A 21,679-nucleotide genomic window follows, 5' to 3' on the forward strand; every position below is an offset into this window, starting at 1 on the left:
CCCCACCCCGGCATCGGCCCGGACCCCTCCGGCGGCGGTGCCCCGGCCGGGCACCGCACACCGGAACGATCACTGCCAAAGGGGCCCGAAAAGCCGCCATCCGGGGCAGGGCGGCGGAGCCGGGGCGGGGATCCCCCGCCCCGGCTCCGGCCGTCAGACCTCCGCCCGGCCCACGGTCAGCCCGTCCCCGACGCGGTCCACCCGCACCGTGTCCCCGTCCGAGACCTCGCCGGAGAGAATCTCCCTCGCCAGCCGGTCCCCGATCGCCGTCTGCACCAGCCGCCGCAGCGGCCGTGCCCCGTACGCCGGGTCATTGCCCTCCTCGGCCAGCCACTCCAGCGCCTTCGGGGTGACCTCCAGGGTGAGCCGGCGCTCCGCGAGCCGCTTGGCGAGCCGGTCGATCTGGAGCCTGGCGATCTGTTCCAGTTCGGCCTTGTCCAGCGCCGAGAAGACCACCAGATCGTCCAGCCGGTTGATGAACTCCGGCTTGAAGGAGGCCCGTACGACCTCCAGGACCTGCTGCTTCTTCTCCTCCGGCGTGGTCTGCGGATCCACCAGGAAGTGGCTGCCGAGATTGGAGGTCAGGATCAGGATCGTGTTCCGGAAGTCCACCGTGCGGCCCTGGCCGTCGGTGAGCCGGCCGTCGTCCAGCACCTGGAGGAGGATGTCGAAGACCTCCGGATGCGCCTTCTCCACCTCGTCGAGCAGCACCACGCTGTACGGACGGCGGCGCACCGCCTCGGTGAGCTGGCCGCCCTCCTCGTACCCCACATAGCCGGGAGGCGCGCCGACCAGCCGGGCCACGCTGTGCTTCTCGCCGTACTCCGACATGTCGATGCGGATCATCGCCCGCTCGTCGTCGAAGAGGAAGTCCGCCAGCGCCTTGGCCAGTTCGGTCTTGCCGACACCGGTGGGGCCGAGGAAGAGGAAGGATCCGGTCGGCCGGTCGGGATCGGCGATGCCCGCGCGCGTACGCCGCACCGCGTCCGACACCGCCCGTACGGCCTCGGTCTGGCCGATCAGCCGGCGGCCGAGCTCGTCCTCCATCCGCAGCAGCTTCTGGGTCTCGCCCTCCAGCAGCCGCCCGGCCGGAATGCCGGTCCAGGAGCCGACCACATCGGCGATGTCGTCGGGGCCGACCTCTTCCTTGACCATGGTGGCGCGGCTGCCGGAACGCGCCTCCTCCTCGGCCTCCGACGCCTCCGCGAGCTCCCGCTCCAGGGCCGGGATCTCCCCGTACAGCAGTTTGGAGGCGGAGTCGAAGTCGCCGTCGCGCTGCGCGCGCTCGGCCTGGCCGCGGAGCTCGTCCAGGCGCTCCTTCAGCTCACCCACCCGGTTGAGGCCCTGCTTCTCCTTCTCCCAGCGGGCGGTGAGGCCGCGCAGCTCCTCCTGCTTGTCGGCGAGATCCCGGCGCAGCTTCTCCAGCCGCTGCCGGGAGGCGGGATCCGATTCGTTCTTGAGAGCCATCTCCTCCATCAGCAGCCGGTCGACGGCCCGCTGGAGCTCGTCGATCTCGACCGGCGAGGAGTCGATCTCCATCCGCAGCCGGGAGGCCGCCTCGTCCACCAGGTCGATGGCCTTGTCGGGCAGGAAGCGGGAGGTGATGTAGCGGTCGGAGAGGGTCGCCGCCGCCACCAGCGCGGAGTCGGCGATCTGCACCTTGTGGTGGGCCTCGTAACGGCCCTTGAGCCCGCGCAGGATCGCGATGGTGTCCTCCACCGTGGGCTCGGCCACCAGCACCTGCTGGAAGCGCCGCTCCAGCGCCGGGTCCTTCTCGATCCGCTCGCGGTACTCGTCCAGGGTGGTCGCGCCGACCATGCGCAGCTCACCGCGGGCCAGCATCGGCTTGAGCATGTTGCCGGCGTCCATCGAGGAGTCGCCGCCGGCGCCCGCGCCGACGACGGTGTGCAGCTCGTCGATGAAGGTGATGATCTGGCCGTCGCTCCCCTTGATCTCGGAGAGCACGGTCTTGAGCCGCTCCTCGAACTCGCCGCGGTACTTGGCCCCGGCCACCATGGCGCCGAGGTCGAGCGAGACCAGCCGCTTGTTCTTCAGCGACTCGGGGACGTCGCCCTTCACGATCCGCTGGGCGAGTCCCTCCACGACGGCGGTCTTGCCGACGCCGGGCTCGCCGATGAGGACGGGGTTGTTCTTGGTGCGCCGGGAGAGCACCTGGACGACCCGGCGGATCTCCTGGTCCCGGCCGATGACGGGGTCGAGCTTGCCCTCCCGGGCGGCGGCGGTGAAGTCCGTGCCGAACTTCTCCAGCGCCTTGTACTGGCCCTCGGGATCGGGTGTGGTCACGCGGCGTCCTCCCCGGACGTTCTCGAAGGCGTCCAGCAGGCGTGCGGCGGTCGCGCGCTGCCCGGACAGCACTTCTCCGGCCTGGCCGCCCTTGGCGGCGATGCCGATCAGCAGGTGTTCGGTGGAGAGGAAGTCGTCGCCCAGCTCCTTGGCGCGCTCCGCGGCATCGGCGATCACCGCGAGGAACTCGCGGTTGGGCTGCGGCGGCGCGACCGTGGAACCGGCCACGCTGGGCTGGGCGGCGATGACCTGCTCCGCCCCGGCCCGCACGACGGCCTGGTCGGCCTCGACGGCGGCCAGCAGATCGACGATGTTCTCGTTGTCGGCGCCGGTGAGCAGTGCGAAGAGCAGATGCGCGGGGGTCAGATCCGGGTTTCCCGAGGACACCGCGCGGTTGGTGGCGGCATTGATGGCGTCCCGGCTCTTGTTGGTCAGCTCGGCATCCACGTGCGGTCTCTCCTCCTTACGGGGGAAGCAAGCCGTTCCCCTTGATACTGACTCATTCAACCTGCATAAAGTTGAGTCTATTCCACTCAACCCTGTTGCGCCATCCCATGGGCCTCGGACGCGTGGCGGGGGACGGCCCCCGGCGCGGAGCATTGGCGAACGCAACTAATCTGCGGTCATGTCCTCGGATGCATCCAACCTCTCGCGGGTCGATCCCGCTTTCTGGCGCGAGTACCACCTGTGCACGCTCAGCACCCAGCGGCCGGACGGCAGCCTCCATGTGGTGCCGGTCGGCGCGACCTTCGACCCCGCCTCGGGCACGGCCCGGGTGATCACCAACAGGAACAGCCGCAAGGTCGCCCACATCCTCCGGTCGGCGGACCCGGCCGGGGCGCGGGTGGCGCTCTGCCAGGTGGACCGCAAGCGCTGGTCGACCCTGGAGGGCCGGGCGCGGATCCTCACGGACGCGGCGTCGGTGGCCGACGCGGTGGAGCGCTACGCGGAGCGGTACGGGCGGACCCCGAGCCCCAACCCCGACCGGGTGGTCATCGAGATCACGGTGAGCCGCGCCCTCGGGCGCTGCTGAGGCCGGCGGCCGGGCGCCCGGGGCGGCTCAGCGGCCCCGTGCGGGGCGCGGTGGCGGCCCCGGGGGCGGTACGCACCCTTCCGCGCGGCCCGGGGACCCGGGGGCGCGAACAGGGCGGTACGGGGCGGTACGAGGCCCTGTGGCGCCGGGGGCCGGGGGCACCCTGGATGCCGGGGCCGCGCCGGGCGCGTGCGCACAGCACAGCGGCACCATCGCGTTTCAGGTCCGCGATGGTGCCGCTGTGTGGGGGAAGCGCCTGAGCGATCTGGTACGACGGGGGAATCGCTCAAGCACTGCGGGGGGTGGCGGTGGTGGTGTCGGGCTCGACCATCTGATGGTCTCGCTGGTCGAGATTGACAAAAATCATTCCGTAGCGGATGGCGCACCGTACGGGCTGCGGGGCACCCCGGGGCCTGCGAAGGCACCGGTACGCTCGGACGTCCTCGTCTTCTTCGCGTGCCACGACGATCGGCTCGCCGAACAGGGTGACCATCAACGAGTCGCCACGGTGGGGGATTGCCGTGACGAGGTCGATGAAATGCCACCCCGAGCGATAGGCCGTAGCCATCTCACGCCGGAAGACCCGGTCGTCCGGTGGAACGGTCATGCTTCTGTGCTGTTGGTCGGAGCCACATCCCACGTGGGCTCACCTTCACCCAGTGAGGGTCCGCCCTGGGTCGCCACCAGCGCGCCGGCGGGAGAGCTGTCCCAGGTGGGCTCACCGAGGGCGCCAACGCCGAGCGCGGCAGCCGCTATGGCAAGAGCACAAAGAGCACGTAGCGTCCTAGACATGGGTGATCTCCACCTCTTTTGATCATTCCTCCTCCCCCGCGCATAAGACGATGTCTCACTCCGAACGCTTGCACCAGCGACGGCAGGCATCATGTTCCTGTAATGCAGGAGCCTGAGGGGGGTGCATATGGCGCCTAGTATGGGCGAATTTGGACATTCTCATGCGGGCGGTGAGCTATGCGAGGCTGGGAAAAATCTGTACATCGCTGGTCTTCGCACCGGTCGTATCGCCCGCTCGGAAGCGGAACAAGTGTCGTGTCTCTTCGATCTCGCCCTGCTGCACCCGGATCCCGATGACCCGCAGTGGCTCCGTCCCGTCGCGCCGACGACCGCGCTGACACAGCTGATATACCCGATCGAACGCGAGATCCAAGAGCGCAGACGGCGAGCGGTCGCGCTGACCGACGCACTTGAGCCATTCATGGCCTTCACCGCGCAGAATTCCACCGCGCCCCAGGGAGTGACCGTCCTGGAGGGCCGGAACCGCATCAACGCGAGCCTCGATCAGGTGACCGCGGAGTGCAATGAGGAACTGCTCACCGTCCAGCCCGGCAGCGGCCGGCAGCCCCATGTGCTGGAGAAGGCCCTGCGCAGGGTGAAGCCGCTGATCGAGCGGGGCGTACGGATGCGCACGCTCTATCAGCACACGGCCCGTCACCACCCCGCCACGCTGGCCTACATGGAGATCGTCGGGCCGTCCGGGGTGGAGGTGCGGACACTGGAGGAGATAATCGACCGACTGATCATCGTGGACCGGAAGGTCGCCTTCATCCCGGCGAGCAGCGACCGGCTCTCCGCGCTGGAGCTGCGGCACCGGGGAATAGTCGAGTATCTCGTCGGCGTCTTCGAGCAGTTCTGGCTGCACGGACTGCCCTGGGAGGAGCCGGTCACCTACGGCCCCGATCTGGGCGGGATCACCGGAGTACAGCGATCCATCGCGAAACTGCTGGTGGAAGGCCATGTGGACGAGGCGATCGCCCGTCGTCTCGGGATGAATGTACGGACCTGCCGGGCCCACATCGCCAAGCTGGGCTCATCGCTGGGCAGCGGAAGCCGGACTCAGCTGGGGTATCTGATCGCCCAGTCGGGGATCCTGGAACAGGATTCCTGAGGCGGCGTCACCCCGCGCCGGCCGCGCTCCGTACAAGGGCCGGAAACCATCGCCCCCGACGCGCCGAACGGCGGGGGCGATGGTAGGGAGGTTTGAGATCGGCGCGGAGGCGGGCGAAACGGCCGCACGGCCGCGCCGGAGCCACGTACGGGCCCGGGGGCCCGGGATGGGGCTCTACCGGACCGGAATCGGGCTCACTGCCCGCCCTCGCCCCGTCTGGGGCGCCAGACGACCAGCGCGCTCGCCTGCTGCACCTCCTGGTACGGCACCAGATCGCGCCGGTAGGAGGCATGCACCTGCGCCTCGCGCTGGCGCATCGCCACCGCGGCGCCCTCGACCGCCGCCGACAGCTCGGCGACCCGCGACTGCAATGCCGCGACCTGGTGCTCCAGCTCGATGATGCGCTTGATGCCGGCGAGGTTGATGCCCTCGTCCTGGGAGAGCTGCTGGACGGTGCGCAGCAGCTGGATGTCACGGGCCGAGTACCGGCGGCCCCGCCCGGCGGTGCGATCGGGTGAGACCAGCCCCAGCCGGTCGTACTGCCGCAGTGTTTGCGGATGCAGACCGGAGAGCTGTGCGGCCACCGAGATCACGTACACCGGCGACTCGTCGGTCAGCTCATAGGGGTTGCGACGCCTTCCGTCCATGAAACCTCATGCTCCCTTCGCGGCCTGGAACAGCTCGGCCCTCGGGTCCTCGTCCGCGGTGGCTTCGCGGTACGCCTCCAGCGCTTCCTTCGCCTTGTCGCCCAAGTCCTCGGGAACCGCGACCTCGACGGTGACCAGCAGGTCACCACGGGTCCCGTCCTTGCGGACGGCCCCCTTGCCGCGGGCGCGCATGGTCCGGCCATTGGGAGTCCCGGCCGGGAGCTTCAGGGTGACCGGCGGCCCACCGAGGGTGGGCACCTTCACCTCGCCGCCGAGCACCGCCTCCGGATAGGTGACGGGCACGGTGATGGTGAGGTTGTCGTCCTTGCGGCCGAAGACCGGGTGGTCCCCGACATGGACCACGACATAGAGGTCACCGGCCGGGCCGCCGCGCTCGCCCGGGGCACCCTTGCCGCGCAGCCTGATCCGCTGGCCGTCGGCGACCCCCGGCGGAATCCTGACCTGCATGGTGCGCGAGGAGCGGGCGCGCCCGCTGCCCTTGCAGACCTCGCAGGGGTCCTGGGCGATCAGGCCGCGGCCCTTGCACTCCACACAGGGATCGGTCAGCGAGAAGGATCCGCTGCCGCCGCGCGAGACCTGGCCGGTGCCGACACAGGTCGGGCAGACCCTGGGGGTGCCGTTCTTGTCGCCGGTGCCCGAACACGCCTTGCACGCGGCCGAGCTGGACATCCGCAGCGGGACGGTGGCCCCGTCCACGGCCTCGGTGAAGCTGAGCGTCACCTCGGACTCGACGTCCTGGCCGCGCCGCGGCTGGACACGGGGACCGGTGGGCCCGGAGCCGCGGTTGAAGAGGCCGCCGAACACATCCCCGAGCCCGCCGCCGAACCCGCCGGCGCCGGGCTGGCCCGCGCCGGCACCGCCCGGGGCGGTGCCCCCGAAGAGGTCGCCCAGGTCGAAGTTGAAGGATCCGCCCCCGGGCCCGCCGGGACCGGGGCGGAAGCCGCCGTTGCCGAAGAGGGCGCGGGCCTCGTCGTACTCCTTGCGCCGCTTGGGGTCGCCGAGGATGTCATTGGCCTCGGAGATCTCCTTGAAGCGCTCCTCGGCCCCGGTGTCACCCTTGTTGGCGTCCGGGTGGTACTCGCGGGCGAGCTTCCGGTACGCCTTCTTGATCTCGGCCTCGGTGGCGTCCTTGGGAACGCCGAGGACCTTGTAGTAGTCCTTCTCGACGAAGTCCTTGGTGCTCATCGGCGTCCCTCCTTCCGGACGGTGTTCCGGATCTTTGTCACTGTCACGTCAACCGCTGCCGCGGTCCCGACCATCACGGCCCGGCCGGTGTTCCGGGCCCGGTCCGGAGCACTCTCCGTACCGGACCCGGAACCCGCCGCGGGCCGCTGTCCGGATGGCTCCGGACCCTCACTGCTCATGGGCCCCGGTCCTCGCGGACCGCTGCCCCGGACTGCGATGCGTCAGCCCTCGTCCGGGCCGGCGCCGTCCTCGTCGGCCGCCGCCTCGTCCTTGCCGGCGGGTGCCGCGCCCGGCTGGGGCTCGGCGACCGCGACCCGGGCGGGGCGGATGGTCCGCTCGCCGATGCGATACCCCGGCTGGAGCACCGCGACGCATGTCGTCTCGGTGACATCCGGCGCATAGCTGTGCATCAGCGCCTCGTGGATGGTCGGGTCGAAGGGCTCGCCCTCCTTGCCGAACTGCTGGAGGCCCATCTTGGCGACCGAGGTCTCCAGGGATTCGGCGACGGACTTGAAGCCGCCCACCAGCTCCCCGTGCTCCCGGGCACGGCCGATGTCGTCCAGCACGGGCAGCAGGTCGGAGAGGAGAGACGCGGTGGCGATCTCCTTGACCGTGATCCTGTCCCGCTCCACCCTGCGGCGGTAGTTCTGGTACTCGGCCTGGAGCCGCTGGAGGTCCCCGGTGCGCTCGTTGAGCGCGGTGCGGACCTGGTCCAGCTGAGCCGTCAGACCTGCGATCTTGGCTGCGTCCCCTGCCCCCGGGGCCGCCTCCCCCTCCTTGTCGGAGGGTTCGGCGGACTCGGCGGCGTCGGCGTCGTCAGAGGTGGCGCCGGAAGGGACGTCGGGCTCCTCCTCGAAGCCCGGAGTCTCCTCCGTCACGCGGCACCACCCTTGGTGTCCTTCTCGTCGTCGACGATCTCGGCGTCCACGACATCGTCCTCGGCCTTGGCCTGGCCGGCCGCACCGGCGTCGCCCGGGGCGTCACCGGCGGCGGCGCCCTGGGCGTCCGCGTAGAGCGCCTGGCCCAGCTTCTGGGAGACCGCGCCGACCTTCTCGGTGGCGGTGCGGATCTCGGCGCTGTCCTCGCCCTTGAGCTTCTCCTTCAGCTCGGCGACAGCGGCCTCGACCTCGGTCTTCACATCGCCGGGGACCTTGTCCTCGTTGTCCTTGAGGAACTTCTCGGTCTGGTAGACGAGCTGCTCGCCCTGGTTGCGGGACTCGGCGGCCTCGCGGCGGCGGTGGTCCTCGTCCGCGTACTGCTCGGCCTCCTGGCGCATCCGGTCGACCTCGTCCTTCGGCAGCGAGGAGCCGCCGGTGACGGTCATCTTCTGCTCCTTGCCCGTGCCCAGGTCCTTCGCGGTCACGTGCATGATGCCGTTGGCGTCGATGTCGAAGGCGACCTCGATCTGCGGGACCCCGCGCGGGGCCGGCGGCAGACCGGTCAGCTCGAACATGCCGAGCTTCTTGTTGTACGCCGCGATCTCGCGCTCGCCCTGGTAGACCTGGATCTGCACGGACGGCTGGTTGTCCTCGGCCGTCGTGAAGATCTCGGAGCGCTTCGTCGGAATCGTGGTGTTCCGCTCGATGAGCTTGGTCATGATGCCGCCCTTGGTCTCAATGCCGAGGGAGAGCGGGGTGACGTCGAGGAGGAGTACGTCCTTGACCTCGCCCTTGAGGACACCGGCCTGGAGGGCGGCGCCGATGGCGACGACCTCGTCGGGGTTCACACCCTTGTTGGCCTCCTGGCCGCCGGTGAGCTGCTTGACCAGCTCGGCGACGGCCGGCATGCGGGTGGAGCCGCCGACGAGCACGACGTGGTCGATCTCGGAGAGGGCGATGCCCGCGTCCTTGATGACGTTCTGGAACGGGGTCTTGCAGCGCTCCAGCAGGTCCGCGGTCAGCTGCTGGAACTGGGCGCGGGTGAGCTTCTCGTCCAGGTGCAGCGGGCCCTCGGCGGACGCCGTGATGTAGGGCAGGTTGATGGACGTCTCGGTGGACGAGGAGAGCTCGATCTTCGCCTTCTCCGCGGCCTCGCGGAGACGCTGGAGAGCCATCTTGTCCTTGGACAGGTCCACGCCGTGGCCGTTGGCGAACTGCTTCACCAGGTAGTCGACGACCCGCTGGTCCCAGTCGTCACCACCGAGGTGGTTGTCGCCGTTGGTGGCCTTGACCTCGACGACACCGTCGCCGATCTCCAGCAGCGAGACGTCGAAGGTGCCGCCGCCGAGGTCGAAGACGAGGATCGTCTGGTCGTCCTTGTCGAGGCCGTACGCCAGCGCGGCGGCGGTGGGCTCGTTGACGATGCGCAGGACGTTGAGGCCCGCGATCTCACCGGCCTCCTTGGTCGCCTGGCGCTCGGAGTCGTTGAAGTACGCCGGGACGGTGATGACCGCGTCGGTCACCTTCTCGCCCAGGTAAGCCTCCGCGTCGCGCTTGAGCTTCTGCAGAATGAAGGCGCTCATCTGCTGCGGGTTGAAGTTCTTCCCGTCCAGCTCGATCTTCCAGTCGGTGCCCATGTGGCGCTTGACCGACCGGATGGTCCTGTCGACGTTGGTGACCGCCTGGCGCTTGGCGACCTCGCCGACCAGCACCTCACCGTTCTTCGCGAAGGCCACGACGGACGGCGTGGTCCGGGCACCCTCGGCGTTGGTGATGACGGTGGGCTCGCCGCCCTCCAGAACGCTGACGACGGAGTTAGTCGTGCCCAGGTCGATGCCGACCGCACGTGCCATGTCAATTCCTCCAGCTGACTACTTGAGTGGATCTGGCTCAAGGATGCACGACCTTCCTCTCCGAGTCAACAGACCTGAGTCGGATGGACTCAACTTTTATCCCCCGCTTATCCGCACCCCGGAGAGGCCGCCCGCCTGCGGGGCGAGACCCCGCGCACCCCACGACATCCATGACCCCACCGGACGCGCGGCACCCCCACCCCGCCCACCCCGTCTGCCACAGTCATTCCCGAAACACCCCCAAAGCATCCCGAAAGAACTCAGATCACTACACAAACGACAGGAACCCTCCTCCCCCAGGGAGCATCAGTGCAGCCCAAACGGGCGTTCGACATGATCGCCGGATCGGCCCTGCTCCTTCTCCTGGCCGCCCCGCTGCTGGTGATCGCCGCGGCGGTGGCCGAGACCTCCCGCGGCCCCGTCCTCGTACCCCGGGAGCGCGCGGGCCTCGGCGGGCGCCCCTTCCCGATACTGAGCTTCCGCACGGACCGCGGCACCCGGCTGGGCAGGGCGCTGCACCGGCACTTCCTGGACCATCTGCCCCAGCTCGTCAATGTCGTGCGGGGCGAGATGTCCCTGGTGGGGCCGCGCCCGATGCCCCCGTCCGGCCCGGCCCCGGCGCCGGGCGCAGACCGGGCCCGCGCCTCCGTGCGCCCCGGGGTCACCGGTCTGTGGCAGGTGGGCGGGCGCTCCGGACTGCCGTGGGAGGAGCGGGGCGTACTGGATCTGCACTATGTGGACGAGCACTGGATCGGCATGGATCTGGCCGTCCTGGCGCGCACCCTCCCGGCGGCGGTCCGCGGCCGGCCCCCGTCCCGCCGCCCGGCGGCCCGCTGGAGACGCGCCGGGGAAGGGTGACCTGAGCGACACAGATCACCGGCCGCGTGGCTACAGTGCGGCGGAAGGAATGGGTAGTCTCAGCACGAACTGATTAAGTTACCGCTTAGTAGTGACTCCGGGCGGTGCCGGATCAGTGCCGTGTTCCCCACCTCGCAGGCGCCCGAGGAGCCCGACATGCAACTCGCCGCGATCATCGTGTCGCTGGTCCTGACCGTGGTCGGCGTTGCGCTCATCGCCCGAGCCGTCGCGCAGATCTTCCACTTCGTCAAACTCGGCCGGGCCGTGCCGGCGGGCAGCCGCACGGACCGGCCGAAAGAGCGCACGATCACCCTGGCCAGGGAATTCCTCGGCCACAGCCGGATGAACCGGTGGGGCATCGTCGGCTTCGCGCACTGGTTCGTCGCGATCGGCTTCCTCACCCTCCCGCCGACCCTGCTGCACGCCTACGGCCAGCTCTTCCAGGCCGACTGGGTGCTGCCGGTGCTCGGCGGCTTCCTGCCGTTCGAGCTGTACATCGAGTTCATCAGCCTGATGACCGTGGTCGGCATCCTGATCCTGATGGCGATCCGGCTGCTGAACCTGCCCTCACGGGCGGGCCGCAAATCGCGCTTCGCCGGCTCCAAGGCATGGCAGGCGTACTTCGTCGAGTACGTCATCCTCATCATCGGCCTGGCCATCCTCGTCCTGCGCGGACTGGAGGGCGCCCTCCACCACGTGGACGGCTACGAGGCCGCGTACTTCGCCTCGTACCCCCTGGTGGCGGCCTTCGACGGGCTCAGCCTGCCGACCCTCCAGACGCTGACCTACCTCACCGCCATGATCAAGATCGGCGCCTCGCTGATCTGGATGATCACGGTCTCGCTCAACACCAACATGGGCGTGGCCTGGCACCGCTTCCTCGGCTTCCCCAACATCTGGTTCAAGCGGAACGCCGACGGCGCGACCGCGCTGGGCGCCCTGCTGCCGATGACCTCCGGCGGCAAGGAGATCGACTTCGAGACGGTCTTCGACGACGAGGGCGAGGAGGCCGTCTTCGGCGCCTCCCAGGTCGAGCACTTCTCCTGGAAGGGCCTTCTCGACTTCTCCACCTGCACCGAATGCGGGCGCTGCCAGTCGCAGTGCCCGGCCTGGAACACCGGGAAGCCGCTCTCCCCCAAGCTCCTGATCATGTCGCTGCGCGACCACGCCCATGCCAAGGCCCCCTATCTGCTGGCCGGCGGCGGCAAGACGATGGAGGGCGAGGAGAAGGCGTCGGCCGAGGCCCTCAAGGACGTACCGGCGGCGGCCCTGGCCGAGGCCGGGCGCCCGCTGATCGGCACGTTCGAGGAGAACGGCGTCATCGACCCGGATGTGCTCTGGTCGTGCACCACCTGCGGCGCCTGTGTCGAGCAGTGCCCGGTCGACATCGAGCACATCGACCACATCGTCGACATGCGCCGCTATCAGGTGATGATCGAGTCCGCGTTCCCGTCCGAGGCGGGCACGATGCTCAAGAACCTGGAGAAGAAGGGCAACCCCTGGGGCCTGGCGAAGAAGCAGCGCGTGGAGTGGACCAAGGAGGTCGACTTCGAGGTCCCCATCGTGGGCCGGGACATCGAGGATCTCACCGAGGTCGACTATCTGTACTGGGTCGGCTGCGCGGGCGCGCTGGAGGACCGGGCGAAGAAGACGACCAAGGCGTTCGCGGAGCTGCTGCACATGGCGGGCGTGAAGTTCGCGATCATGGGCGGCGAGGAGAAGTGCACCGGCGACTCCCCGCGGCGGCTGGGCAATGAGCCCCTGTTCCAGCAGCTCGGCCAGGAGAACGTGGCCATGCTGAACACGGCCTTCGGCGAGGATGACGAGGACGACTCCACCCGGAAGCCCAGGTCGGCGAAGCGGATCGTCGCCACCTGCCCCCACTGCTTCAACACCATCGCCAACGAGTACCCGCAACTGGGCGGCGAATTCGAGGTCATCCACCACACCCAGCTGCTCCAGCATCTGATCGACGAGGGACGGCTGGTCCCGGTCACCCCGGTCGACGGCCTGATCACGTACCACGACCCCTGCTATCTGGGCCGGCACAACAAGGTCTACACCCCGCCGCGCGAGATCATGTCCGCCGTCCCGGGCCTGCGCCAGCAGGAGATGCACCGCCACAAGGAGCGCGGCTTCTGCTGTGGCGCCGGCGGCGCGCGGATGTGGATGGAGGAGCGGATCGGCAAGCGCATCAACAACGAGCGCGTCGACGAGGCCCTCTCCCTCAACCCCGACATCGTCTCCACCGCCTGCCCGTTCTGCCTGGTCATGCTGACCGACTCGGTGAACGGCAAGAAGAACGACGGGACGGCGAAGGAGGCCCTCCAGGTGGTGGATGTGGCCCAGTTGCTGCTGGAGTCGGTGAAGCGGCCCCCCGCGGACCCGGCCTCATCCGACGAGCCCGCGGGCACACCGGAACCGGAACCCGTGAAGTAGCCCCGCACCACAGGTGCCGGCGGCCGGATCCGCCTCGGGGGCGGGTCCGGCCGCCGTTCCGTACCGCCCTGCGGGAAGCGGTGTACGCGGGACGGCCGGGCCAGGGATGATGGTGCGCCGGAGCGAGGATGGGACGAGTGTGGCGCGCACGGAGCGGACGGAGCGGATGGCACGGCTTCACCTACTGCGGAGGCGTACCCGGGGCGGACTCCTGCCCCTCGCGGTCTGCGGCGCACTGCTGCTGACCGGCTGCTCGGCCGCCGCCGGCGAGGACGGCGGGAGCGGCGGCGCGGAGCCCGGCGGGCCCGGACCGGCGAGCGCCCTCCCGGTCCCCCGGGGCGACGGCGGCGAACTGCCGGACGACTTCAACGGCGACGGCCTGCGGGATCTGGTCCTGAACGATCTCGTGAAGGATCCGCGCGACAGCCACGGCGACGACGCCGGTATCGGCATCGTCTACGGCACCGCGGGACCGCGCGCGCTGAACCCCGCCGTGAACCGCCTGCTGACCGCGCGGGCCAACGCGGCCGAGGTCGGCGGAGTGATCCCGGCGGCCTTCGACGCCCGGGTCTCCTGCGACCTGGACCGGGACGGCTTCGCCGATCTGGTGGTGACCACCGACCCGCCGTACGGCGGCAAGGGCCGCCCGCCGGTCCCGCTCCAGCTCCTCTTCGGCTCCCCGGCCGGTCTTGCGGGCAAGGCGGTGGTGCTGCGCATCCCGGAGAAGGCGCGGTACGGCAACGACTGGCCGGACCACCCGGTCTGCGGTGACTTCGACGGCGACGGGGACGCGGATCTGGCGGTCACCGCGTCCGACGGCCGGATAGGTTTCCTGGGCGGCCCCTTCACCCGCGAGGGCGCCCCGCGCACCGCGGCGACGGTGGTCGAGGGCGGCGGCCCGGCCCTGTCGGCCCCCTTCCGGAAGCCCGACCAGGACGGCGACGGCCACGACGACCTGGTGGTGACCGACCGCCCGCCGGTCCCGGGCGCGGCGGTGAAGGGCACCCTGCTGCGGGGCGGCCCCGACGGCCCGGCGGGCAAGGGCACCCCGTACCGCGCCAAGGCACTCCCGCTCCCCGCGGCCGGCGATGTGCTGCGGTACGCGGACTTCGACGGCGACAAGCGCCCGGACGTGGTGCTCCGCACCCACCAGGGCGACCGGACGGACACGGTGTCGCTGTACGGCGCGGACGGCAGCCCCCTGGTGACCTTCAGCACGGCCCTGTTCCTCCCTTAGGGGAGGAGCCGCGCCGCCCTTAGGGGATGTCACAGGTCAGCCGCAAAGGCCCGTTCACACCCGGTCCGCCCGCACGTGTCGGCCCGGAAGCGGGTACGTTCAAAGCGTGGCTGGATTCAGGATCGGACGCGGCCGGGACAACCGCACGCAGCAGCAGCAACCGCAGCAGGCACCGCCACCGTACGGGGGTGGCCAGCCGGCGCCCCCGTATGCGCAGCAGCAGCAACCCCCGCAGTGGCAGCGCCCGGACGGCCGCCGCCGCCCCTCGGGCCCACCGCCCGGACATCAGGGCCGGCAGGCACCGCAGGGCCGGCAGGGCGAGCCCGAGTACTTCGGCGAGCCCTATCAGCAGCAGCAACACCACCCGCAGTCGGACCCGTACGCGAACAACCCGGGGCACACCCAGGTGTTCAGCACCGAGGACCCCTACGGCCAGGGCGCGACCTACCAGGCCGGCAACGCCCCCGCCCCGCCGGCGGGCCCCCGGCTGCCGTGGAAGCCGCTGCTGAGCGGCATCGTGCTGCGCCCGGCCGCGACCTTCTGGCAGATGCGGGACTACGCGGTGTGGGGCCCGGCGCTGGCCGTCACCTTCCTCTACGGCTGCCTGGCGATCTTCGGCTTCGACCAGGCCCGCGAGGAGACGATCAACGCGACGATCTCCACCGCGATCCCCTATGTGCTGACCACCGGCATCGCGTTCGTCATCGGCGGCCTGATCCTGGGCGCGGTGACCCACCAACTGGCCCGCCAGCTCGGCGGCACCGGATCGTGGCAGCCCACGGTCGGCCTCTCCATGCTGATCATGTCGCTCACGGACGCCCCGCGTCTGCTCTTCGCGATGTTCCTGGGCGGCGAGAACTCCCTGGTCCAGGTGGTGGGCTGGGCGACCTGGCTGGCGGCCGGAGCGCTGTTCACGGTGATGGTGAGCAAGTCGCACGATCTGCCGTGGCCGAAGGCGCTCGGCGCGTCGGCGATCCAGCTGGTCGCGCTGCTCTCGATCATCAAGCTCGGCACGCTCTGAATTCATCCGCTCTCATGGAAATGGCCCCGGCAGCCGAGCTGCCGGGGCCATTCCCATGAATCGGGTCCACGCGTCTGAGACCGGGTCTACGCGTCGAGAACCTGTCCGCTCCTGCGCACAACGGGCTTCTCGACACTCCACGGGAAATTGATCCACTCGTCGGTCCGCTTCCACACGTACTCGCACTTCACCAGCGAGTGCGACTTCTCGTAGATCACGGCGGACCGGACCTCGGCGACATGGTCGACACAGAAGTCGTGCACAAGCTTGAGCGTCTTGCCGGTGTCGGCGACATCGTCGGCGATCAGGACCTTCTTGTCGGAGAAGTCGATCGCATTGGGCACCGGCGCCAGCATGACCGGCATTTCCAGCGTGGTGCCGACACCCGTGTAGAACTCCACATTCACCAGATGAATGTTCTTGCAGTCCAGCGCGTACGCCAGCCCGCCGGCGACGAAAACCCCGCCCCGGGCGATGGAGAGCACGACATCCGGCTCGTATCCGTCATCCGCGATGGTCTGCGCGAGCTCCCGGATGGCGCCGCCGAACTTCTCGTACGTCAGGTTCTCTCGTACGTCACTCATGGTCACACCTGGGTCCGATGGAAATTCTGGAACGAACGGGACGCGGTCGGCCCGCGCTGCCCCTGATAACGCGACCCGTACGGCCCGCTCCCGTACGGGAACTCGGCCGGGGAGCTGAGCCGGAACATGCAGAGCTGTCCGATCTTCATCCCCGGCCAGAGCTTGATCGGCAGGGTCGCGAGATTCGACAGCTCAAGGGTCACATGCCCGGAGAACCCGGGGTCGATGAACCCGGCGGTGGAATGGGTCACGAGCCCGAGCCGCCCGAGGGAGCTCTTCCCCTCCAGCCGGGAGGCGAGATCGTCGGGCAGGGTGATGACCTCATAGGTGGAGGCCAGCACGAATTCCCCGGGATGCAGAATGAACGCCTCGTCGCCCTCCGGCTCCACCGTGCGCGTGAGATCGGCCTGCTCCACGGCGGGGTCGATGTGCGGATAGCGGTGGTTCTCGAACACCCGGAAGTAGCGGTCGAGCCGCACATCGATACTCGAAGGCTGCACCATGGATTCGTCGAACGGATCGATGCGAACCCGCCCGGCGTCGATCTCGGCCCGGATGTCTTTATCTGAGAGAAGCACCCCCCGAGGATACGCAGCCGACTCCCGCCCCCGCGCCTCCCCCGCCGCACCCCGCGGTTCACCCACCCCCCGCCACCTGCTGCCGCCCACCCCCCACCCGCACCACACTCCGCAACCGCGCACACCGCGGACACCGCACCAGCCGCCCGGGCCCGATCCGCCCGGCACCGAGCTGCTGCATCGGCAGCGAGGCGGTGGCGAAGACATGGCCCTCGGCACAGCGGACGACGGTGCCCTCCATCAGATCCATCGAGTCCCTTCCCCATAAATGCGGATGTAAATGCGGACGAACGCCCACATTAAGGGATACTCCGGACGGGATGACAAGCGGCACTCCGCAGGCCAACGGTATGCCTCAACTGCCCTGCCCCGCAGCCGCATCGGACATCCCGAGCACGGAAACGCGCGGCGGAGCCGCACATCGGGGCGGAGGGATGGGGTAGAGTGAGCGGAGTCGCGGTTCTTGATCATCGACCGCACTGCGGGTGTAGTTTAATGGTAGAACATGAGCTTCCCAAGCTCAGAGCGCGAGTTCGATTCTCGTCACCCGCTCCAAAGAAAAGCCCCAGGCCAGCGGCCCGGGGCTTTCGTGTTGTCTAGACCACTCTGGTGCAGCGTGCCCGCTTCGCACATCCCGTGCCCGATTGCCGGTCGCAACCCTTACCGCAAGCGGCCCGCAGCGGCCGGTCCAGACGGCCGACGGCGCCCCGTCGAGCCCAAACCCGGCCCGCATCCGCATCCGTTCGATTCCCCTGAGAGCCTTCGGTCCCCGCTTCCGGAACCTTGCCGTTGCCTGGCATCCTCCGCGTCACGCGCGGCCGCCGCAGTTACCCGGCCTCATCAGTGCGCCACGATGTAGCACCAGGTAGCACCAGGTAGCACCAGGTAGCACATGAGGTTACCGTGTAGCCATGGCAGCCCAGCACGAGATCACCCAACGCGATCTGCGCAGTCGGTCGAAAGAGATCATGGATGCCGTTCAGGGAGGGCAATCCTTCACCGTCACCCGGGATGGCCACCAGATCGGTGAGCTGATTCCCCTCCGGCGACGCCGGCGGTTCGTCCCCCGCGGCGAGTTCGCGGCGATGTCCCGCGCGGCGCCCGACATCTCCCTCGATGCCTTCCGGGCCGGCCAGGGCACCACCGCCGAGCAGGAGACAGACGATCCCTATGCCCGCTGAACACCAGCAGGGACTGCTCGACACCGACATCATGATCCTGCGCAAGTGGGTGGACCCCGAGGAACTGCCCGCCGAGGTGGCGATCAGCGCCATCACCCTGGCGGAGCTCTCCACAGGACCCCACGAAGTGCGCCGGAACGAAGACCAGGACGACTACGACGAGCACGCCGAGCGCGCACGCCGAATGGATGTCCTGCAGCGTGCCGAGAACGAATTCGACCCCATCCCGTTCGACGCCGAAGCCGCCCGTATATACGGCCGGGTGTGCGCGGCAGTCATCGGAGCCGGCCGGGGGCCCCGGCGGCGAGTGGCCGACTTGATGATCGCGGCGATCGCGATCGCCGAAGACCTGCCTCTCTTCACCACCAACCCCGATGACTTCAAAGGGCTCGAAGACCTGCTCACCGTCGTACCCGTCCGCCGGCCGGCCGTGCTCCACGATCGATGAGCCGCCGCGTCAAGGCCAGCGTTGCCCAATGAGCCGGTCCAGGTCTCAACCACGGCCTGTCCCCTATCTGCGGCCATCCTGGACACATTGACCAACCGTGCGTTGGGGAGAGCTCCTTCGGCGAGCCGGGTCGCAGCGCCCGGCCCGTATCGCCACCTGCTATCACTCACCGACCCATGGTTCATGCACGGGTAATTGCTATAGTCCGGGCACTCACTTGGGGGGTCTGAGTGTCCTGACCGCCGCGCGCTCATCGCGCGCGGCTCAGCGGCGTACGCGGAAGTCTCTCCAAGCCCTCCACCACCATCCCCGGAGAGGTCCTGCATGGGCAGACGTGTGCTCGTACGAGGCGCCACAGCCACCGCCGTTTCCTTCACGCTCGCCCTCGGGCTCGGCCCGCTCTCGGCCGGCAGCGCGTATGGGGAGACGGTCGCCGGAGAGGTGACCGTGCCCGCCACCACGGCCATGGTTCCCCGGACGAACCTGCTGAGCGCGGGGCCTTCCGGGTTCCTCCGGTACGAGGGGGAGCGGGGGCATCTGTGGACGACGTACGGCGGTGTCGAAACCGCCGTCGATGTCTCGCAGACGGATCTGCACGGCGGCACCAGTGCCGGCGCGGGCTCGGACGTCGTCGCCCGCTACGACGCGCCCACCCGGACCGTGACGCTGCGGAACATGGCGTCCGGCCAGGTCAGCAAGGTTCCGCTCCCAGCCGGGCACTCCTACTTCAGCACCCTCGGATCGACGGTCGTCACGACGGCGGGGACCCCGGGTGTCGACTCCGTGTGGCACATGCTGGACGTCCGGGCCGACGGCTCCGTCAGCGACCGCACGGTGGAGGGCGTGCCCTCCGGCGTCCGCCTGTGGGCCGCCGCCGGGCTGGGCGACGCGCGCGGACAGCTCGTGCGGTACCGGAAGGGCGACGACGAGGTCACCGGATGGCTCGATGTCGAGCGGGGGCGCTTCACCGTCCCGCCGTACAACGTGATCACCTGGTACTCCCAGGTCGCGATCAGCCCCACCCACGTGGTGTGGTGCTATGACGGCACCCTGTACGTCGCCTCCCGTCAGAACCCGGCCGCCGCCGTGCGGACCGTTCGGGTCGGCGGTGTCGCGCAGGTCCTGGGCATGGTCGGGGACACCCCCATCGTGTCCCGGTACGACTCCGCGCTGGGCCCTCACGACACCAACCGCGCGGTCTCGCGGGTGGAAGCCGTACCCCTCGACGGTTCCGCGCCGAGGACTCTGCTGGCCAGGACGTCGATGCAGGCCGTCGCGACTCCGGACGGCGGGCTGCTGGTCGCCGGCGGCGCCGGCACGGAGAACTGGGGCGTCTCCCGCGTCGAGGCCGCCCCGGGCGGCGGGGTCACCGTGCGCCGGGTCGCGGACGCGTACCCCAAGCCGACCGCCCACAAGGTCTCCCAGCTGACCCTCGCCCAGGGGCGGCTGACCACCATCGAGCAGGACCCCGTGAGTGACTGGACGTATCTCCACACCCGCGAGACCGGAGTGACCGGCTCCCCCGCGGTGGGGGCACGCACCACCCGAGGCCGTGTCGCGCCGGACCTGTACGCGTACAGCACTCCGCGTCTGCTCGACACCGGCGACGGCCGGACGGTCGTCTCCGGCTACGGCACGGACGACGTACAGCAGCCCCGGCTTCTCGGGGCCACCCAGTCGCTGCCCGGCACCCGGATCGACAGCAGCCGCAGCTATCGGACCGCGGACGCCGCCAACGGCCGCTTCGCCGCCCTGGCCGGGCCGATCGAGAGCAATGGCGTGGTGGAGACCCGGATCGTCGACCTCGACACCGGGCGCACGGCGCACACGACGAAGGAGACCGTACGGGCGATCTGGGGCACCACCGCGTGGGTGAAGGACGGCAACGACAGCGTGGTCCCCGTCGACCTGCTGACCGGGCAGCGGGGCGAGCCGGTGTGGTTCGGGCGCGGCTGTCTGCTGAACGACTTCCAGGCGGTCGGCCGCTGGCTGCTGTGGAACTGTGTCCTCAACTCGGAGGGCCAGGGTGTCTATGACACCGTCACCAAGCGGAATCTGACGCTCGTCTCCGGCTCCCGCTGGGAGCAGGCGCAGCTCGGGGACGGCTTCGTCGCGATGGTCGAGGCGGGCATGCTGAAGGTGATCGACGTCCGCGGCGGGACGCCCGTGTCGCACACCGCCGGGACGTTCGAGGGGAACGCCTGGGACGTCGACCCGTACACGGGTGTGATCGCCCAGCTCCGCTCCGACAACTCCGTCCGTCTGACCGCGAGCGGTGTCCCCGTCTCCGATCTCGCCCAGCGCGACGCCACCGTCGCGGCCTCGGTGGACGTCAAGGGCGGCGCCGCGCAGTGGAGCCCGAAGTGGTGGCTGAACAAGAGCGCGGCCTCCTGGAAGTTCGTGATCACCAACGGCACCGGTACGGCCGTGCGCACGCTCTCCGGCGGCCCGGCACTCGGTGTGGTGACCCCGGCCTGGAACGGCAAGGACGACTCCGGCCGGCTGGTGCCCAACGGCGCCCACACCTGGAAACTGACCGTCACCCCCGCGGACGGACAGGGCGCGGCGCTGACGAGGACGGGCACGGTCAAGGTCACCGGAGCGGCGGCGGTCCGCCGTGACTTCGTCGGATCGGACGGTTTCGGCGAGCTGCTGACGCTGACCGGCTCCGGCGGGCTGACATATCAGTACGGTACGGGGAAGGGCACCTTCACCGGGAAGCGGACGGGCTCCGGGTGGCCGGCCACGGTGAAGGCGGTGCCCTTCGGCGACCTGAACGGTGACCGGTGCAACGACGTGCTCGTCCGGCTGAGCAACGGCGCCCTGCGCGCCTACCGGCCCGCGTGCGACGCGGCGGTGACGCCGTCCACCACGTACACCTCGCTGGGCACGGGCTGGAATCAGTACGACGTGCTGACCTCGCCCGGGGACATCAGCGGTGACGGGCGGGCCGATCTGCTCGCCCGCCATGCCTCGACGGGCGATGTGTACCTCTACAGGTCGACGAGCACGGTCAAGTTCTCCGCCAGGGTGAGGATCGCGTCCAAGTGGACGGGATACAAGAAGATCCTGGGCGCGGGCGACCTCAACGGCGATGGCCACGGTGACCTGCTGGTGCACGACAAGTCGAACGAGCTGTGGCGTTACGACGGCACCGCGAGCGGCACGTTCAAGAGCCGGGTGAAGGTCTTCGACAACTGGGGCTCGTCGTACAACGTGACCGTGGGCGTCGGCGACATCACCGGTGACGGGAAGGCCGACCTCGTCTCCCGCGACACCTCCGGCGCCGTCTGGCGCAGCAGCGGCAACGGCAAGGGGTCCTTCGGCGGCGCCGCGAAGATCGCCACCGGCTGGCAGGGGTACAAGGGCCTCTTCTGAGCCGGCCTCCGCCACCGCACCTCGGGCCCGGACGACATGATTCGTCCGGGCCCGTTCCCTGTACGCCCGGGGAAGTGACGTCGCCCATGAGCGGGAAGCACGGTCCCGGCGGCAGCAGTATGGAGGTCTCG

General features: G+C 69.7%; 18 protein-coding genes and 1 tRNA gene. 10 read left to right on the forward strand and 9 right to left on the reverse strand.

Translation table 11 applies throughout. The features are described 5' to 3' along the window. Nucleotides 1–153 precede the first annotated feature (153 nt). Nucleotides 154–2,751 (reverse strand): ATP-dependent chaperone ClpB, encoded by a 2,598-nt coding sequence (gene clpB / locus AAFN69_RS01285; RefSeq protein WP_347726330.1) that lies wholly within the window; start codon nucleotides 2,749–2,751, stop codon nucleotides 154–156. Nucleotides 2,752–2,929: 178 nt separating this feature from the next. Between clpB and AAFN69_RS01290 the strand changes: the two genes are divergently transcribed. After that, nucleotides 2,930–3,337 (forward strand): TIGR03618 family F420-dependent PPOX class oxidoreductase, encoded by a 408-nt coding sequence (locus AAFN69_RS01290; RefSeq protein ID WP_347726331.1) that lies wholly within the window; start codon nucleotides 2,930–2,932, stop codon nucleotides 3,335–3,337. A gap of 286 nt (nucleotides 3,338–3,623) precedes the next feature. Here the strand turns inward: AAFN69_RS01290 and AAFN69_RS01295 are convergent, their stop codons facing one another. Continuing rightward, a complete protein-coding gene (locus AAFN69_RS01295) occupies nucleotides 3,624–3,944 on the reverse strand; it encodes a (2Fe-2S)-binding protein (protein WP_190120959.1) in 321 nt (106 codons plus the stop codon). A gap of 312 nt (nucleotides 3,945–4,256) precedes the next feature. Here AAFN69_RS01295 and AAFN69_RS01300 point away from each other — a divergent pair, with 312 nt between their 5' ends. After that, entirely contained in the window at nucleotides 4,257–5,240 is a 984-nt protein-coding gene (locus AAFN69_RS01300; RefSeq protein WP_347726332.1) for a helix-turn-helix transcriptional regulator, read from the forward strand. Nucleotides 5,241–5,434: 194 nt separating this feature from the next. Here AAFN69_RS01300 and AAFN69_RS01305 read toward each other — a convergent pair whose 3' ends face one another. The 4 genes from AAFN69_RS01305 to dnaK all read right to left on the reverse strand — a co-directional run bounded on the left by AAFN69_RS01305 (nucleotide 5,435) and on the right by dnaK (nucleotide 9,824). Next, nucleotides 5,435–5,887: a helix-turn-helix domain-containing protein gene (locus AAFN69_RS01305; RefSeq protein WP_347726333.1), complete on the reverse strand. Its 453-nt coding sequence runs from the start codon at nucleotides 5,885–5,887 to the stop codon at nucleotides 5,435–5,437. Nucleotides 5,888–5,893: 6 nt separating this feature from the next. Further along, the gene (gene dnaJ, locus AAFN69_RS01310; protein WP_347726334.1) at nucleotides 5,894–7,093 is read right to left on the reverse strand and encodes a molecular chaperone DnaJ; all 1,200 of its coding nucleotides are present in this window, start codon (nucleotides 7,091–7,093) and stop codon (nucleotides 5,894–5,896) included. A 221-nt stretch (nucleotides 7,094–7,314) separates the two neighbouring features. Beyond that, entirely contained in the window at nucleotides 7,315–7,971 is a 657-nt protein-coding gene (gene grpE, locus AAFN69_RS01315; protein ID WP_347726335.1) for a nucleotide exchange factor GrpE, read from the reverse strand. Beyond that, nucleotides 7,968–9,824: a molecular chaperone DnaK gene (dnaK, locus tag AAFN69_RS01320; RefSeq protein ID WP_347726336.1), complete on the reverse strand. Its 1,857-nt coding sequence runs from the start codon at nucleotides 9,822–9,824 to the stop codon at nucleotides 7,968–7,970. The genes grpE and dnaK overlap by 4 nt, the downstream gene beginning before the upstream one ends. 309 nt (nucleotides 9,825–10,133) lie before the next feature. Between dnaK and AAFN69_RS01325 the strand changes: the two genes are divergently transcribed. The 4 genes from AAFN69_RS01325 (at nucleotide 10,134) to AAFN69_RS01340 (ending at nucleotide 15,379) form a co-directional block, all read left to right on the forward strand. Beyond that, nucleotides 10,134–10,682: a sugar transferase gene (locus AAFN69_RS01325; protein ID WP_347726337.1), complete on the forward strand. Its 549-nt coding sequence runs from the start codon at nucleotides 10,134–10,136 to the stop codon at nucleotides 10,680–10,682. 156 nt (nucleotides 10,683–10,838) lie between these two features. Beyond that, on the forward strand, nucleotides 10,839–13,121 hold the full coding sequence (locus AAFN69_RS01330; RefSeq protein ID WP_347726338.1) for a (Fe-S)-binding protein: 2,283 nt from the start codon (nucleotides 10,839–10,841) through the stop codon (nucleotides 13,119–13,121). 166 nt (nucleotides 13,122–13,287) lie between these two features. Beyond that, nucleotides 13,288–14,358 (forward strand): VCBS repeat-containing protein, encoded by a 1,071-nt coding sequence (locus AAFN69_RS01335; RefSeq protein ID WP_347726339.1) that lies wholly within the window; start codon nucleotides 13,288–13,290, stop codon nucleotides 14,356–14,358. Nucleotides 14,359–14,464: 106 nt separating this feature from the next. Further along, entirely contained in the window at nucleotides 14,465–15,379 is a 915-nt protein-coding gene (locus AAFN69_RS01340) for a Yip1 family protein (RefSeq protein WP_347726340.1), read from the forward strand. 86 nt (nucleotides 15,380–15,465) lie between these two features. Here AAFN69_RS01340 and AAFN69_RS01345 read toward each other — a convergent pair whose 3' ends face one another. Genes AAFN69_RS01345 through AAFN69_RS01355 form a run of 3 tightly spaced genes read right to left on the reverse strand, consistent with a single transcriptional unit; the run spans nucleotide 15,466 to nucleotide 16,791 of the window. Next, a complete protein-coding gene (locus AAFN69_RS01345; protein WP_347726341.1) occupies nucleotides 15,466–15,963 on the reverse strand; it encodes a phosphoribosyltransferase in 498 nt (165 codons plus the stop codon). A 2-nt stretch (nucleotides 15,964–15,965) separates the two neighbouring features. Further along, a complete protein-coding gene (dcd, locus tag AAFN69_RS01350; protein ID WP_347726342.1) occupies nucleotides 15,966–16,541 on the reverse strand; it encodes a dCTP deaminase in 576 nt (191 codons plus the stop codon). A 58-nt stretch (nucleotides 16,542–16,599) separates the two neighbouring features. After that, the gene (locus AAFN69_RS01355; protein WP_347726343.1) at nucleotides 16,600–16,791 is read right to left on the reverse strand and encodes a hypothetical protein; all 192 of its coding nucleotides are present in this window, start codon (nucleotides 16,789–16,791) and stop codon (nucleotides 16,600–16,602) included. 231 nt (nucleotides 16,792–17,022) lie between these two features. Here AAFN69_RS01355 and AAFN69_RS01360 point away from each other — a divergent pair. The 4 genes from AAFN69_RS01360 to AAFN69_RS01375 all read left to right on the forward strand — a co-directional run bounded on the left by AAFN69_RS01360 (nucleotide 17,023) and on the right by AAFN69_RS01375 (nucleotide 21,548). Then, nucleotides 17,023–17,096 (forward strand) — tRNA-Gly (locus AAFN69_RS01360). Nucleotides 17,097–17,452: 356 nt separating this feature from the next. Then, a complete protein-coding gene (locus AAFN69_RS01365) occupies nucleotides 17,453–17,722 on the forward strand; it encodes a prevent-host-death protein (RefSeq protein WP_347726344.1) in 270 nt (89 codons plus the stop codon). Continuing rightward, nucleotides 17,712–18,170, forward strand: a complete 459-nt coding sequence (locus AAFN69_RS01370) for a type II toxin-antitoxin system VapC family toxin (protein ID WP_347726345.1) — start codon at nucleotides 17,712–17,714, stop codon at nucleotides 18,168–18,170. The genes AAFN69_RS01365 and AAFN69_RS01370 overlap by 11 nt, the downstream gene beginning before the upstream one ends. 324 nt (nucleotides 18,171–18,494) lie before the next feature. Then, the gene (locus tag AAFN69_RS01375) at nucleotides 18,495–21,548 is read left to right on the forward strand and encodes an FG-GAP-like repeat-containing protein (RefSeq protein WP_347726346.1); all 3,054 of its coding nucleotides are present in this window, start codon (nucleotides 18,495–18,497) and stop codon (nucleotides 21,546–21,548) included. Nucleotides 21,549–21,679: the final 131 nt, after the last annotated feature.

Source organism: Streptomyces sp. CAU 1734, assembly GCF_039888735.1.
GTDB lineage: Bacteria > Actinomycetota > Actinomycetes > Streptomycetales > Streptomycetaceae > Streptomyces.